11 protein-coding genes and 1 tRNA gene are annotated in these 15,187 nt (G+C 67.7%); 4 read left to right on the forward strand and 8 right to left on the reverse strand.

Annotated features, from left to right (window positions below; all coding sequences use genetic code 11):
• Nucleotides 1-16 precede the first annotated feature (16 nt).
• Complete coding sequence (locus G6N18_RS09670; protein WP_067220039.1) at nucleotides 17-1,495, reverse strand: flavin-containing monooxygenase; 1,479 nt, start codon at nucleotides 1,493-1,495, stop codon at nucleotides 17-19.
• Between the two features lie 40 nt (nucleotides 1,496-1,535).
• Complete coding sequence (locus G6N18_RS09675) at nucleotides 1,536-2,525, reverse strand: TIGR03617 family F420-dependent LLM class oxidoreductase (protein WP_083006371.1); 990 nt, start codon at nucleotides 2,523-2,525, stop codon at nucleotides 1,536-1,538.
• A gap of 19 nt (nucleotides 2,526-2,544) precedes the next feature.
• Between G6N18_RS09675 and G6N18_RS09680 the strand changes: the two genes are divergently transcribed.
• Nucleotides 2,545-3,927, forward strand: a complete 1,383-nt coding sequence (locus tag G6N18_RS09680) for a flavin monoamine oxidase family protein (protein ID WP_083006373.1) — start codon at nucleotides 2,545-2,547, stop codon at nucleotides 3,925-3,927.
• On the opposite strand, the gene G6N18_RS09685 is transcribed toward G6N18_RS09680, so the two are convergent.
• Nucleotides 3,924-4,892 carry an alpha/beta fold hydrolase gene (locus G6N18_RS09685; RefSeq protein ID WP_083006375.1) on the reverse strand — a complete coding sequence of 323 codons (969 nt, stop codon included), beginning with the start codon at nucleotides 4,890-4,892 and terminating at the stop codon, nucleotides 3,924-3,926. The genes G6N18_RS09680 and G6N18_RS09685 overlap by 4 nt on opposite strands.
• Before the next feature lie 106 nt (nucleotides 4,893-4,998).
• On the opposite strand from G6N18_RS09685, the gene G6N18_RS09690 reads away from it, so the two are divergent.
• Nucleotides 4,999-5,970, forward strand: a complete 972-nt coding sequence (locus tag G6N18_RS09690) for an NADPH:quinone oxidoreductase family protein (protein ID WP_083006377.1) — start codon at nucleotides 4,999-5,001, stop codon at nucleotides 5,968-5,970.
• Here G6N18_RS09690 and G6N18_RS09695 read toward each other — a convergent pair whose 3' ends face one another.
• A complete protein-coding gene (locus G6N18_RS09695; protein WP_083006387.1) occupies nucleotides 5,971-6,723 on the reverse strand; it encodes an alpha/beta hydrolase family protein in 753 nt (250 codons plus the stop codon). It abuts the gene before it with no gap.
• 63 nt (nucleotides 6,724-6,786) lie between these two features.
• Here G6N18_RS09695 and sodC point away from each other — a divergent pair, with 63 nt between their 5' ends.
• Nucleotides 6,787-7,656 (forward strand): superoxide dismutase[Cu-Zn], encoded by an 870-nt coding sequence (sodC, locus tag G6N18_RS09700; RefSeq protein WP_083006379.1) that lies wholly within the window; start codon nucleotides 6,787-6,789, stop codon nucleotides 7,654-7,656.
• Between the two features lie 6 nt (nucleotides 7,657-7,662).
• On the opposite strand, the gene mbtM is transcribed toward sodC, so the two are convergent.
• From mbtM to G6N18_RS09720, 4 genes are all read right to left on the reverse strand, one after another.
• Entirely contained in the window at nucleotides 7,663-9,183 is a 1,521-nt protein-coding gene (gene mbtM, locus G6N18_RS09705; RefSeq protein ID WP_083006381.1) for a long-chain-fatty acid--ACP ligase MbtM, read from the reverse strand.
• A gap of 161 nt (nucleotides 9,184-9,344) precedes the next feature.
• Nucleotides 9,345-9,418, reverse strand: a tRNA-Met gene (locus G6N18_RS09710).
• 159 nt (nucleotides 9,419-9,577) lie between these two features.
• Complete coding sequence (locus G6N18_RS09715) at nucleotides 9,578-12,595, reverse strand: UPF0182 family protein (RefSeq protein ID WP_083006383.1); 3,018 nt, start codon at nucleotides 12,593-12,595, stop codon at nucleotides 9,578-9,580.
• Between the two features lie 88 nt (nucleotides 12,596-12,683).
• Entirely contained in the window at nucleotides 12,684-13,706 is a 1,023-nt protein-coding gene (locus tag G6N18_RS09720) for a YlbL family protein (protein ID WP_067220070.1), read from the reverse strand.
• A gap of 88 nt (nucleotides 13,707-13,794) precedes the next feature.
• On the opposite strand from G6N18_RS09720, the gene G6N18_RS09725 reads away from it, so the two are divergent.
• A complete protein-coding gene (locus G6N18_RS09725; RefSeq protein ID WP_083006385.1) occupies nucleotides 13,795-15,174 on the forward strand; it encodes a zinc-dependent metalloprotease in 1,380 nt (459 codons plus the stop codon).
• Nucleotides 15,175-15,187: the final 13 nt, after the last annotated feature.

Raw genomic sequence — 15,187 nt, forward strand, 5'->3', positions numbered from 1 at the left:
GCGCTAATCGCGCCTGTCAGGCAACTGGCGTTGCCGGGACCGGCGCCCGGCCGAACACCATCGACTCCTCGATCCGGTCGAAGCGGTGGTCGATCGCGTCGAGCACATAATTGTGCCGGACGTTCCACGGCCGGTGCGTCCCCGACTTCGGCAACGCGTGCGCGGCGCGTTGTACGTAGCCGGCGTTGATGTTCCACGCCGGCTTCTCCGGCATCGGTTTGTCGCCGAGATGCGGATAGGCGTGGGTGTACCCGTGAGAGTCCATGTAGGACACCAGCCTTGCGAAAGCGCGGGCGGTCAGATCCGCGCGCAGCGTCCACGAGGCGTTGATGTAGCCGACGCACCAGGCCAGGTTCGGCACGTCCTCGAGCATGTGCTCCTTGTAGACGAACCGGTCCTGCGGTTTGATCTCGTCGCCATCGATGCTGAGATGAACACCGCCGAGCGCCTGCAGCTGTATCCCGGTGGCGGTGATGATCACATCGGCGTCGATCCGCTGCCCGGAACGCAACACGATGCCGGATGCGTCGATATGGTCGATGTGGTCGGTCACCACGTCCAGGCGGCCGTTGTTGATCGCCTCGTAGAAGTCGTTGTCGAGCATCGCGCACAATCGTTGGTCCCACGGGTCGTAACGCGGGTTGAAGTGGACGTCGACCGGATAGTCCGCCGGTAGATTGCGTTTGGCGTTCCTGCGGATGAAGCGCCTGCTGAGCTTGGGAGCCGCGCGGGCGAACGCATAGATGAACACCGTGAAGATCGTGTTGTAGATGCGAGCGCCCCAGTAACCGGCCCGTCCCGGCAGCACTGCGCGGATCGCCTGCACGACGGGGTTGACCCGCGGCCCCGAGAGCATGTACGTCGGCGACCGCTGCAGCATCGTCACATGTCCGGCCGTCTCGGTCAGCGACGGGATCATGCTGACCGCCGTTGCGCCGCTACCGATCACCACGATGCGCTTGCCGGCGTAGTCGAGCGACTCGGGCCAGTGCTGAGGATGAACCACCTCGCCACTGAATTCGTCGAGGCCGGGGAAATCCGGCCGGTAGGGCTCGTCGTAGTTGTAGTAGCCGGTGCCGAAGAACAGGAAGCGGCCGCGATACGTCGTCGGCGTCCCGTCTTGCTCGGTCTGCACCGTCCACGTGTCGGTCGTCGAGTCCCAATCCGCGGCCAACACATGGGTGTTGAACCGGATGTGCTTGTCGATGCCGTGCTTTCGGGCGGTCTGGGTCAGGTATTCGCGGATGTCGGGGCCGTCGGCCACGTTCTCCGGACGCGTCCACGGTTCGAAGGGGTAACTCAGCGTGAAGATGTCGCTGTCGGACCGGATGCCCGGATAGCGGTGCAGATCCCAGGTGCCGCCGATGCGTGCTCGGCGCTCGAGCACCGCGTAGCTCAGGTTGGGGTTCTTCTCCTGCAGGCGATAGGCGGCGCCGATCCCCGAAATGCCCGCGCCGATGATCAGTACGTCGGCGTACTGCACCCGGTCGTCCATCCGCAACCTCCCTTGGTTCCGCTGAGTACCACGATAGGAGTCAGGCGGCCAGCGCGTCGACGATCTCGGCCAACGCATCGATGGCGATGGGTCCGGGCTGGTAGAGGCAGATCCGGTCGGACACTCCGTCGACGCGGTCGCGGATGTGGGCGGCCACCTCGGCCGGACTGCCGCACGCGGCGATGGTGTGCAGCACCTCGTCGTCGATCAGCGTGCCCATGTCCTGCCAGCGGCCCTGCTTGGACAGCGCGTTGAGCTCCGGTTGCAGCTCACCCCAGCCGTGCACGTCGAGCACCGGACGGTAGGCGGGCGTGGAGCCGTAGAAGGCCAGCAGCCTGCGCGCGGCCGCGTGCGCCGTCGCGTCGCTGCCCACCGACACGATGATCTCCGGCACCACCGCGAAGTCGTCGAGCGTACGGCCCGCCCGCACCAACCCGTCGCGCACGGCGGGCATCGTCACCTCGTGCAGGAACCGTTTGGAGCCGAACGGCATCACCAACAGGCCGTCGGCGACCTCGGCGGTGGCGCGGGTCAGCCGCGGCCCCAGCGCGCCGAGATAGATCGGCGGCATTCCGTACGGGTTCGGTCCCGGGTTGAACGTCGGGGTCATCAGCGTGTGCCGGAAGTACTCACCGCGGAAATCGAGGCGTTCGCCGGTCTCCCACGCCGCGAACACCGCGCGCAGCGCACCGACCATCTCCTTCATCCGGGCGACCGGACGGTCGAAGGCCGCGCCATAGCGCTTCTCGATCTGCGCGCGCACCTGCGTGCCGAGTCCCAACGTGAAGCGTCCCTTGGTGAGCAGCGCAAGATCGTAGGCTTGATGGGCGAGTTGAACGGGATTGCGCGGTAACGCGATGGCCACGTTGGTCATCAGGTCGAGGCCCTCGACGGTGGACGCCAATGTCAGCGGCGCGAAAACGTCGTGCGGTCCCTCGAAGGTGAACACTCCGCTGGCGCCCGCGTCGCGCAGCAGGTGCGCCCGCTCGATCGCATCGGTTGGGCCGAACAACGCTGTCATGACCTTCACGGCGTGAGAGCCTAATCGCGTGCCTTCTTCCTCCGTCCCGACCGCCACCGATGTGGTGGTGGTGGGCGCCGGGTTCGCGGGGCTGTCGGCAGCACGTGAGTTGGTACGCCTCGGCCACGACGTCGTGGTGCTCGAAGGCCGCGACCGGGTTGGCGGGCGGTCGTCGACGGCGACGATTGCGGGTGTCCCCGTCGACCTGGGTGGCACATTCGTGGGGCCGACTCAGGACGCTGTCGGCGAATTGGCGGCCGAGCTGGGGTGCGCAACGGTCCCGACGTACAGCCAGGGCAAGAACCTGATCCGCTGGCGAGGCAAGGTCCGGTCCTATCGCAGCACCATCCCGCGGCTGTCGATCATCGAACTGCTCGACGTGTCGCGGATCCAGTGGCGCTTCGAGCGCGTCTGCCGCAAGGTGCCGGTGGACAAGCCGTGGGAGGCCACGATCGCGCACAGCCTGGATTCTCAGACGCTCGACGGCTGGCTGAAGTCCGTGCACGCCAGCGCCGGAACCCGGGATCTGATGGCGATCATGTCGAGGGTCACCTGGGGGTGCGAACCCGACGTGGTGTCGATGCTGCACGCGGTTCGTTACGTCAAGGCCGCCGGGGGCCTGGACCGCATGCTCGACGTCGAGGGCGGCGCCCAGCAGGGCCGATTTCCCGATGGCACACAACAGATCGCGATACGGATGGCCGAGCAACTGGGTCCGCGTGTCGTGCTCGATGCCGTGGTGCGCAGCATCGAACGCCGCAGCGACGGCACCCTCACCGTGACATCGGATCGCGGGCCCGTGCGCGCCAAGGCCGTCGTCGTCGCAATCCCGCCCGAACACCGCGACGCGATCGCGTTCCTGCCCGAGCTGCCCGCCGAGTACGGCAAGCTCGCGCAGCACTGGCCCCAGGGCAACCTCAGCAAGGCCTACGCCGCATACGAGACGCCGTTCTGGCGTGCGAAAGGCTTGTCCGGCGAGGCGCTTTCCGACGAAGGCCCGGTGTTCATCACGTTCGACGTGAGCCCGGGCGATGAGGGCCCCGGCGTCCTGCTCGGGTTCACCGACGCCCGTTCGTTCGACGCGCTGCCGCCGGCGCAGCGCCGCGAACGCGCGCTGTCGGGCTTCGCGGCGTTGTTCGGCGACGCCGCATTGGCGCCGATCGACTACGTCGATCACTGTTGGGGCGCAGAGCAATTCGCACCGGGCGGGCCGACGGCCGCTGTGCCGCCTGGCTCCTGGACCACATACGGGCCGTGGTTACGCAAGCCCGTCGACGGGATCTATTGGGCCGGTACGGAAACCGCCGACACCTGGACCGGCTTTCTCGACGGCGCGGTGCGCTCCGGTCGGCGCGCGGCCGACGAGGTCCATCGCGCACTGACCGGTTCAGACCGTATAGAGCCGAACTAGGAACTGATGCGGCCCTCGGAGGTCACCGAGTCGATCAGCAGCCGCAGGTGCTTGTTCACCTCGTCCGGGCGTTCCAGGATCGCGCAGTGTCCACCGGACAGTTCGACGAACTGAGTCAGATTGGGTGCTGCACGGGCGATCCGGCGCGCCGACGCGATCGGCAGCAGCCGGTCCTTCTCGCTGCCGATCACCAGGGTCGGAACCACGAGGTTATCGAGCCCGATGTGTCGTGGACCGAGGTGGTCGACGAGCGTATGCGCCCAGCCGCCGCGGCCTGCGGGCGCAGTCGAGAGGAACAACTCGTGGACGAATGCGGCGATGGCGGGGTCGGCGTCGCGGCCCACCGCGAGCATCGACAGGAAGCGCTGATTCGCGCCCGCGGCGGCGCGCGGCAGCGGCATCGCGCCGAAGGTCTTCAGGAACGTCCCTGCGGTGAGTACGCGGGCGCCGGCCAGTGGCGCCGGCACGGGCAGCAGCTGGACGTTGCGCAGCAGGTCGCCGGTCGTGGTGTTGATGAGGGCGACGGCGTCCGCGCGTTCGGTCACCCGCTCGGCGTACCTCTCCGCCCACGAGGTGATCGCGATGCCGCCCATCGAATGGCCCGCGATGACCGCCCGCTCGTCCGGTGCGAGCGTCGCGTCGAGCACGGAATCGAGGTCGGCCGCCAGATGATCGAGGCTGTAGGCGCGGCGGCGGACCGGTACCGCGCTGCGACCGTGGCCGCGGTGGTCGTACGCGATGACGCGGTAGTCCCGCGACAGATCGGTGATCTGATGCGCCCACACCCGGATCGCGCACGTAATGCCGTGGGCCAGCACGATCGGGTAGCCGTCCTCGGGTCCGAAGACCTCGGCATGCAGGCGGATGCCGTCTTTGGAGCGTATCGCGACGGCGCGGCTCTCGGGCAGCGACTCGGCGGGAGCGAAAACGGCGGCCTTGCCCCGGCCTTGGGGACCACGACTCATCTGCGCTCCGTTCGACCTCGGCAACGTTGCCGCATCAGTGGGCTCATCCAACAGCGTGCAGCACCGCGGCGCGGATATCGGTCATTCGAGGATGTTAAATAGCGCCATGCGCGCAATTCAGATAGCCAGCCTCGACGGACCTTCGGCGGCGAAGCTTGTCGAGGTCGACGAACCGGACGGCTCCGATGCGGTGGTGATCGACGTGCACGCGGCCGGTGTCGCGTTCCCCGACGTGCTGCAGTCGCGCGGGCTCTATCAGTACAAGCCGGAGTTGCCGTATACGCCCGGCGGCGAGGTCGCCGGCGTGGTGCGCAGCGCGCCGGCGGACGCGCACGTGCAGGCGGGTGATCGTGTCGCGGCACTGACGATGCTGTGCGGCGCGATGGCCGAAGTCGTCGCGCTGCCCGCCGACCGCGTTTTCAAGCTGCCGGACAACGTCTCCTTCGAAGCCGGCGCGGGTTTGCTCTTCAACGACCTCACCATGCACCACGCGCTGCGGACGCGTGGCCGGCTGGCCGAGGGCGAAACCGTGCTCGTGCACGGGGCGGCCGGCGGCATCGGCACATCGACACTGCGGTTGGCGCCGGCGTGGGGGGCATCGCGGGTGATCGCAGTGGTGAGCAGCGAGGACAAGGCCGAGGTGGCCAGGGCCGCCGGGGCGACCGATGTGGCGCTGGCGGACGGTTTCAAGGACGCCGTGAAGGGGTTGACCGACGGCCGCGGGGTGGACATCGTGGTCGATCCGGTCGGCGGCGACCGCTTCACCGACTCGCTGCGCTCGCTGGCCCCGGGCGGACGGCTGCTCGTGATCGGCTTCACCGGCGGCGAGATCCCGACCGTGAAGGTGAACCGGTTGCTGCTCAACAACGTCGACGCGGTCGGCGTGGGGTGGGGCGCATGGACGTTCACCCATCCGAACTACCTTGCCGAGCAGTGGGCCGAACTCGAGCCGCTGCTGGCCTCGGGCAAGGTGTCGGCGCCGCAACCCCAGGTTTTCCCACTCGAGCGCGCCGCCGACGCGATCGCCGCGCTGGAGGACCGCTCGGCAAAGGGCAAGGTCGTCGTCGCAGTGCGGTGATCACAGGTAGGGGTCGGCCCAGGCGCTGATGATCCGGGCGGCGCGGGCTGCCTGGTTCTTCTCGGTGAGCAGATGATCGGCACCCTCGAGTGAGACGAAGCTGCGGGGGTGTCGGGCGGCGCGGAAGATCTCGCTGGCGTTCTCGATGCCGACGGTGTTGTCGGTCGGGGAATGCATGACGAGCAGCGCGCGGCGCAGGGTCCGGATGCGTTCCTGCAGATCGACGTTGCGGACGTCTTCGATGAAGTGTCGCTTCAACGTGAGCGCCTTGCCGCCGATGAGAAACGGCGCCTCCCCCTCGGCCTCGATCCGCTCCACGAGCGCGTCGTACGTGTGCTCGACGTGGGCGGGCTCGGACGGCGCCGCGATGCTGGCCAGCGCGGCGACACTCGGACACTGGTGGGCGGCGGCGATGGCGGCCGACCCGCCGAAGGAGTGTCCGACCAGCAGGCGCACCTCGCGACCCTCGGAGTTCATGAACTCGACGGCGCGCGCGGTGTCGGCCACCTTGTGCGAGAACGACCCGTCGCTCCACTCGCCTTCGGAGTCACCGAGGCCGAGGTTGTCGAACCGCAGCATGCCGATGCCATCGCTGGCGAGCTGCTTGCAGATGCGGCTCGCCGCGGGACTGTCCTTGCCGAGGGTGAAGCCGTGCGCGAACACGCCCCACCCGCGAACGTCGCCGTCGGGCACCTCGAGCACGCCCGCGAGCGTGGGTCCGCTGGTGCTCGGGAAACTGACACGCTGCGCCACGCGGGTCATCCTGTCATCCGGCGACCATGTGTCGTCGATCACTTCTTCGGGTACCAGGGTGCCATGGCAAACCGAATCATCATCGCGGCGCTCGCCGTGGCGGCTCCGATCGTCGCGCTGTCCGGCTGCGCCTCAGAGGACGCTGACGAACAGACCACGACGCCCGGCACCTCGGCGGCGCCGGCGGGCACCGAGCGACTGAACGCACAGGTGAAAACCGCCGACGGCACGCCCGTCGCCAATGCGACCCTGGATTTCGCGAACGGCTTCGCCAGGGTGACGGTCGAGACGATCGAAGGCGGCATATTGAGCCCGGGTTTCCACGGCCTGCACATCCATTCGGTGGGCAAGTGCGAAGCCAATTCCGTCGCGCCCACGGGCGGAGAGCCAGGTGACTTCCTGTCGGCGGGGGGACACTTCCAGGCACCCGGGCACACCGGCCATCCGGCCAGCGGCGATCTCACCGCGCTGGAGGTCCGTGCCGACGGGTCGGCAGAACTCGTCACGACCACCGATGCGTTCACGGCTCAGGATCTGTTGGCCGGTGAGGGCACCGCGCTGATGATCCACCAGGACGAGGACAACTTCGCCCACATTCCCGACCGCTACACCCAGCCCAATGGCACGCCCGGTCCGGATCAGGAAACGCTGGCCACCGGTGATGCCGGTACACGGGTGGCGTGCGGTGTCATCGAGTCGGCGTCGGGTACCACCACCACGACCACGACCACGACGACAACCACGACGACGACACCGACGACGGTGACGGAGACGGAGACGACCGTGATCAGCCCGACGGTGGTGCCGCCGCCGGCGACAGAGACCACGACGGCGGGCACAACGACCGTGACGACCACGACGACCGCGCCGCCGACGACGACGACGACCCCGACCGAGACCCCACCACCTGCGCCGCCGGCTCCGGGCGGCTGACGAGGATCAGGGCCGCTGCAGCAGGTCGCGTTTGACCTCCAGCCGGCGCAACTTGCCCGATGAAGTCCTCGGTAGTGCGCCGGGCTGAACGAAGATGACGTCGGCGGGTACCACGCCGCACTCGGATGCGACGCGCTCGATGAGGTCGGCGCGCGACTGCGCCTCATCGGGGCCGCGGAATTCCGCGACGATCGCGACGCCGGGCCGGACGGAGCGCTCCCCGACCCCGACCGCCACCACGGCGCCCTCGCGGACGCCGGGTGCGCCGGCCGCCACCCGTTCGACCTCGGCGGGGAAGATGTTGCGTCCGGCCACGGTGATCAGTTCCTTGGCTCGGCCACAGACCACCAGGCCGCCGTCGACCAAATAGCCGAGATCGCCTGTGGCGAACCATTCGTCGGGGTCCAACGGGGCGTCGTCGCGGTACCCCGACATCATCGAGGTTCCGCGGATCAGGATTTCGCCGACCTGCGCGCCGTCGCGCGGCTCGACACGCACCGACATGCCGGGGATCGGCTCGCCCAGCACCGCATGGCCGGCGTCGTCGACGATCAGGCCACGACCAGGCTCGGGAACTGTTACCGCACAAGAGGATTCAGCGAGGCCGTAGGAGGGCGCGAGCGCACCGGCGGAGAACCCGAACCGGGCCATCTCGGTGGCGAACAGGGCGGTCAGTTCACAGTCGACGGGTTCGCCGCCGTTGAGCGCGAACCGCATGCTGCTGAGGTCGACGTCGGTGACCCGGCGCGAGTACTTCCCGATCAATCCGTATGCCATGTTCGGCGCAGCGGTGATCGTAGCCCGACTCTCGGTGAGCCAGTTCAACCATCGAAACGGTGAGGCCTGGAATGCGGTGGTCGGCGCCTGCCACAGGTCGATACCGCCCAGAGCTCCGGCCAGCACGAAGCTCAGGCCCATGTCGTGGTACAGCGGCAGCCAGGAACAACCGGCGTCGGCGGGCGTCACCCCGATGCGGGTGCTGAGGCCCTTGAGGTTGGCGAGCACCGCATCCGGTGACAGCTGCACCGCGCGTGGCACACCCGTCGAGCCCGCCGTGCCCTGCAGCACGGCGATGGCGGCAGACTCGGCGGGCGGCCTGAAGGTCGTCGACCTGGCAAGCGTCGCAACGGAATCCAGTTCTTTCACCACCGGCCCACGGTCGACGAGGGCGAGGTGCTCGAGATGACTTCCCCGGGTGAGCACGTGGCTGACACCCATACCCGCGAACCGGGCCACCGTCGTCTGCGCCCACTTGTCTGTGTCCGCGCCTCGCACCGGGCTGGGCGCGATGGTCACCGCGACGCCCGCCTGGAAGGCGCCCAGTATCGCTGCGATCAGCTCGACGGTGGGTTCGCCCGCCAGCCCCAACGCGGTGACTTCCTCGTTGAGCAGCCAGTCCGCGACGTTCTCCGACCGGGCGTGCACCTCCGGCCAGGGGTGGCGGGTCCATGCGTCGTCGTCGAAGACGTACAGGCTGTTGTCGGAGCCGGTCAGCCGCTCCGCAAAGGCCTTCGCCAACGAGTCCATGGACAACCTCGCAGTGTTTACGCGCTCGAATGAACGATTGTCGATCTGGTCAATTGCGTCCCAAGCTAACCGATGGAAGTTCGCCGTGGGAAATCACCCCGATGCGGTGGTGAGAGACGAAAGCGGCCCCCGGAGTTTCTTCCGGGGGCCGCTTCACCTAGTAGCGGGGACAGGATTCGAACCTGCGACCTCTGGGTTATGAGCCCAGCGAGCTACCGAGCTGCTCCACCCCGCGTCGGGTGAACGCAACGTTACCGAAGGCGCTCGTGCACTTCCAAATCGCGCGGTCACGGGCCTTTCGGTGAGCGGCGAGCGTGCGCAAACGTCGTGCCGCGAGCGGCGTGTCGCGCAGCAGACACGCACGCTCGCGCGAAACGGAAACGGGGAACAGGGGCTAGCCGGCGGACTGGTACTTACCCATCGCATCGTCGAGGCGTTGCAGCGCCTCGCCGAACTCGCCGAAGTCCCCGCTCTGCTGGGCCTTACGCAGCGCGTCGAGCGCCGAGTTGACCTCTTGCAGCGCAGCGGCTTTCGGGCCGGACAACTCCACCGGGCCGCCCGGCGGCACCGCGTCAGGCGCGGGCGCCTCCGGTACCTGACCCTGCTGATTGGCCGGCGTGCGACCGGTCGGCGCCTCACCGTCGGCCGGGGGCTGCGCGGCGGGCTGCTGTCCACCCGGTCCCGCGATCGGCGCAGGCCCGGTGGCGGTCGCGTCGGCGCCGGGTCCGAACAACTCGGTCAGCGCATCGCGGACCGTGGGCCCGTAGCCGACCTTGTCGTTGTACATCATCGCCACCCGGATGAGGCGCGGGTACGACGACGCGGCGTCGCTGGCTCCCGGCGAGGCGTACACCGGCGCGACGTAGAGCAGCCCACCATCTGCCACCGGCAGCGTCAGCAGGTTGCCCCACCGGATGCGGTTCTGATTGTCGCGGCCGATCACGCCGAGGTCCTGGCTGACCGCGGTATCGGTGCTGATCGCGTTGAACGCCAGCTTCGGACCGTTGACCTGCCCGGGGATCGTCAGCACCGTGAGCTTGCCGTAGGTGTCGGGATCAGAACTGGCGCTGATGTAGGCGGCGAGGAAGTCGCGGCGGAACCGGTTCATCGCGCTGGTCAGTTGGAACGACGCCGAACGGTCTCTGGTGACAAGGTCTTTGGCGACGATGTAGTACGGCGGCTGATAGCTGCTCGCGGTCGGGTTCGGATCGAGCGGCACGTCCCAGAAGTCCGACGTGGAGAAGAACGTCACCGGGTCGTCGACGTGGTACTTGGCCAGCAGCGCACGCTGCACCTTGAACAGGTCCTCGGGATACCGCAGATGCTGCCGCAGTTCCGGCGAGATCTCGCTCTTGGGCTTCACCGTGCCGGGGAACACCTTCATCCACGCCTTGAGAACCGGATCCTGCTCGTCATGCGCGTAGAGGGTCACCGTGCCGTCGTAGGCGTCGACGGTGGCCTTCACCGAGTTGCGGATGTAGGACACCTGCTTGTCCGGTGCGAGCCGGTTGAACGCCACCTCGTTGGAGTCGGCGGTGGCACTCGACAACGTCGTCAACTCCGAATACGGGTAGTTGTCCAACGTGGTGTAGCCGTCGATGATCCACACCATCCGCTTGTTCACGATCGCGGGATAGATGTTCGTGTCGGTGGTCAACCACGGCGCCACCGCCTCGACGCGGTCCGCCGGATCGCGGTTGAACAGGATCTTGCTGTTCGGGCCGATCACGTTGGAGAACAAGAAGTTTCGTTCGGCGAACTTCGCGGCGAAGACCGACCGCGCGAGCCAGTTGCCGACCGGGACGCCGCCGCGGCCGGTGTAGGTGTAGTTCTTGGTCGCGGTGTTCGTCTCGTAGTCGTACTCGCGGTCGGCGTCGCCGTTCTTGCCGACGATCGCGTAGTCGGCGGGGGTGTTGGAGATGACCGGTCCGTAATAGATGCGCGGCTGATCCAGCGGTGCCGGCCCCGGCGAGATGACGCTGCCGTTGGCGCCGACCACGCTGGCCAGGAACTCCGGATAACCGCCGTTCTGGTTGGGGTCGTTGGCGACGCCACGCACGGTGTTGGCCGGTGAGGCGATGAACCCGTTGCCGTGGGTGTAGACGGTGTGGCGGTTGATCCAGTCGCGCTGGTTGTCGATCAGCCGGTCGGGATTGAGCTCGCGCGCGGCGACCACGTAGTCGCGCAGGTTGCCGTCGGGTCCGATGTAGCGGTCCATCGACAGCTGTTCGGGGAAGTAGTAGAAGTTCTTGCCCTGCTGGAACTGGGTGAACGCCGGGCTGACGATGGTCGGATCCAGCAGCCGGATATTCGACGTCGTCGCCCGGTCCGCGGCGACCTGCTGGGCGGTGGCCGGCGAGTCGCCGCTGTAATTGCGGTAGGTGACCACGTCGTCGGTCAGCCCGTAAGCCTGTCTGGTCGCCTTGATACTTCGGCTGATGTATTCGCTTTCCTTCTGCGCCGCATTGGGTTTGACGCTGAACTGCTCGACGACCAGCGGCCAGCCCGCGCCGACCACCAATGAGGAGAGCAGCAACAGCACCACGCCGATCGCGGGGATACGCAAATCGCGCAGCACAATCGCCGAGAACACCGCGGCCGCGCAGATCACCGCGATGGCCATCAGGATGAGCTTGGCCGGCAGGACCGCGTTGATGTCTGTGTAGCCGGCACCGGTGAACGGCTTGCCACCGCGGGTGTGGCTCAGCAACTCGTAGCGGTCCAACCAGTAGGCGAGAGCCTTGAGCAGCATCAGGATGCCGACCAGGGTGATCAGCTGGATGCGCGCCGCCCGGCTCAACGCGCCGGCGCGCCCGGACAGCCGGATGCCGCCGAACAGATAGTGACCCAACAGGTTTCCGAGAAACGCCAGGAAGGTCGCTACGAAAAGATAGTTCAGAACGAGCCGGTAGAACGGCAGGTCGAAGGCATAGAAGCCGAGATCCATGCCGAACTGCGGGTCGGTGACCCCGAAGCTGTCGCCGTGCAGGAACAGCTGGACCGTCTGCCATTGCCCCAGCGCGAACAGGCCGACGAACAAGCCGATGAGCGCGGGTACGCCGAAGCCGACGAGTCGCAAGCGCGCCATCACCGCGGTGCGGTAACTGGCGACCGGGTCGTTGGGACCGTTGGTCGGCACGAACACCGGTCTGGTGCGGTACGCCAGCGCCAGCCCGGCGAACAGGATCGCGCCGACCAGAACCGACACGACGAGGAACAGCAGGATCTGGGTGAACAGCACGGTGGTGAAGACCGAGCGGTAGCCGAGTTCGCCGAACCACAGCCAGTCGACGTAGGTGTCGATCAACCGTGGTCCGATCAACAACAGCAGGATGGCGATGGCGCCCACCCCGATGAGAATCCGGCTACGTCGTGTCAGCTTCGGCATTCGTGCCGCGGGCCGCATACCCACTCGTCGACTCCAGTTCCATTCCCGTACGTCGCGATCGACGTGGCCCCAACTCTACGCAACCGCCGACGGGCGGTGGCCGGTCAATCACCTAGCAATGGGGCCGTTCACCACCGGCGGACAACGTCTTCAAGGCGTCGACGGTCTGCGCCAGCGTGTCGACCTTGACCAGTTCCAGGCCGTCCTGCGGCGCGGTCTTGGCCTCCTCGCAGTTGTCGGCGGGCACCAGGAAGATCGTCGCGCCCGCCTCGCGCGCGGACTGCGTCTTGTGGGTGATGCCGCCGATCGAGCCGACCTTGCCGTCCCCGCTGATCGTTCCGCTGCCCGCGACGAACTCGCCGCCGTTGAGGTCACCGGTGGTGAGTTTGTCGACCACGGCCAGCGAGAACATCAAGCCCGCGGACGGACCGCCGATGTTGGCGAGGTGGAAGTCGACCGAGAACGGCGCCCAGGGCGCGTCGAGCACGCCGATGCCGAGATAGCCGTGGTCGCCCTCGGGATGCTTGCCCAGCGTGATGGTGGCGACGCCGGGCGGCCCGTCCTTACGGCGGTAGTCGAGCACCACGGTGTCACCGGGCTTGGTGTCCTCGAGCAAGGCCTGGAATTCGTCGAGCGTCGCCACCGGCTTGCCGTTGACGCCGTCGATCGCGTCGCCGTCCTTCAGCTTGCCCGCCGATGGTCCGTCGTCGTTGACGGTTTCCACCGTCACCGCCATCGGAAAATCCAGGTAGTGCAGCGCGGCGTATTCGGCGCTGCGTTCGGAGTTGCGAAAGTCGGTGGTGTTGGCCTCCTTGACCTCTTCTCGCGTCATGTCCGGCGGGTAGACCAGGTCGCGCGGCACCAGCTGCTCGCGGCCCGACAGCCACAGCGCCATCGCCTGCCCCAGCGTGAGCTGGTCGCGCTGGGACACCGTGGTCATGTTCAGATGCCCTGAGGTCGGATAGACGTCGGCGCCCTCAATTTCGACGACCTGCTTACCGTCGACCTCGCCGAGCGTGTTGAACGTCGGCCCCGGACCCAGCGACACGTAGGGCACCACCACGACCGACGCGAGCACGCCGAAGGCCAGAATCGGGACGAGCGCGACGAGCAACGTCAAAGTCCGCCTGTTCACGCCGCCCAATGTAAAGGGTGCGGCCAGCTTCGCTGTCAGCGTGACCTGCCCGGCCACATCACCTGCGGCCGGTGAGTACGGTTGAGGCATGGCTGACCCGCCTTTCGGCTTCTCCGCCGGGGACGACCCCGAGCGCGACAAGCGCAAGAAGGACCCCGATCAGGGGCCCGGCGCCGACCCGTTCGGCATGGGTTCTCAAGGCGGGTCCGAGTTCGACATGTCGCAGCTGGGGCAGATCTTCAGCAAGCTCGGCGAGATGTTCAGCGGGGCGGGCGGCGCGATGGCCGGCGGCAAGCAGTCCGGACCCGTGAACTACGACCTGGCCCGCCAGCTGGCGTCGAGCCAGATCGGCTTCGTCGCGCCGGTGCCGGAGAAGACGAGTGCGGCGATCGCCGACGCCGTGCACCTCGCCGATACCTGGCTGGACGGCGTGACGGCGCTGCCCGCGGGCACCAGCAAGGCGGTCGCATGGACGCCGACCGACTGGATCGACCACACGCTCGAAACGTGGAAACGGTTGTGTGACCCGGTCGCCGAGCAGATCTCGACGGTGTGGGTGTCCGCGCTGCCCGACGAGGCCAGGACCATGGCCGGTCCCCTGCTGTCGATGATGACGCAGATGGGCGGGATGGCGTTCGGCTCACAGCTGGGTCAGGCGCTGGGCAAGCTGTCGCGAGAAGTGTTGACTTCCACCGACATCGGGCTGCCACTCGGCCCCAAAGGGGTGGCCGCACTGATGCCGGAGGCGGTCGAGTCGTTGTCCGAGGGCCTCGAGCAGCCGCGCAGCGAGATCCTCACCTTCCTCGCCGCCCGCGAGGCCGCCCACCACCGCCTGTTCAGCCATGTGCCGTGGCTGGCCAGCCAGCTGCTGAATGCGGTCGAGGCGTTCGCCCGCGGCATGAAGATCGACATGAGCGGCATCGAAGAACTGGCCTCGGGCATCAATCCGGCGGCGCTGGCCGACCCGGCGCAGATGGAGCAACTGCTCAACCAGGGCATCTTCGAGCCGAAGGCGACGCCGGAGCAGACCGCGGCGCTGGAGCGCCTGGAGACGCTTCTGGCGCTGATCGAAGGGTGGGTGCAGACCGTCGTCACCGAGGCGCTCGGCGACCGCATCCCCGGTACCTCGGCGCTGGCGGAGGTGCTGCGCAGGCGGCGGGCCACCGGCGGACCGGCCGAGCAGACGTTTGCGACCCTGGTGGGGCTGGAACTTCGGCCACGCAAGATGCGTGAGGCCGCGGTGCTCTGGGAGCGCTTGACCCAGGCCGTCGGCTCCGATGGCCGTGACGCCGTATGGCAGCATCCGGACCTGCTGCCCAGCGCCGAGGACCTCGACGAGCCCGCCGGGTTCATCGACAGGATGATCGGCGGCGACACCAGCGGTATGGACAGCGCCATCGAGGAGGCGATTGCCGACCTCGAGAAGGACATCCAGAACCCCGATCGCGGTAAGGACGACGACCAATAGACGGTATGGGGGG

The organism is Mycolicibacterium celeriflavum, from assembly GCF_010731795.1.
Taxonomy (GTDB): domain Bacteria; phylum Actinomycetota; class Actinomycetes; order Mycobacteriales; family Mycobacteriaceae; genus Mycobacterium; species Mycobacterium celeriflavum.

Bases quoted from the DNA above. Each gene is read 5' to 3' on its own strand.
- G6N18_RS09670 (WP_067220039.1), bottom strand. From the start codon at position 1,495: ATGGACGACCGGGTGCAGTACGCCGACGTACTGATCATCGGCGCGGGC.
- G6N18_RS09685 (WP_083006375.1), bottom strand. From the start codon at position 4,892: ATGAGTCGTGGTCCCCAAGGCCGGGGCAAGGCCGCCGTTTTCGCTCCC.
- G6N18_RS09690 (WP_083006377.1), top strand. From the start codon at position 4,999: ATGCGCGCAATTCAGATAGCCAGCCTCGACGGACCTTCGGCGGCGAAG.
- sodC (WP_083006379.1), top strand. From the start codon at position 6,787: ATGGCAAACCGAATCATCATCGCGGCGCTCGCCGTGGCGGCTCCGATC.
- mbtM (WP_083006381.1), bottom strand. From the start codon at position 9,183: ATGGACTCGTTGGCGAAGGCCTTTGCGGAGCGGCTGACCGGCTCCGAC.
- G6N18_RS09725 (WP_083006385.1), top strand. From the start codon at position 13,795: ATGGCTGACCCGCCTTTCGGCTTCTCCGCCGGGGACGACCCCGAGCGC.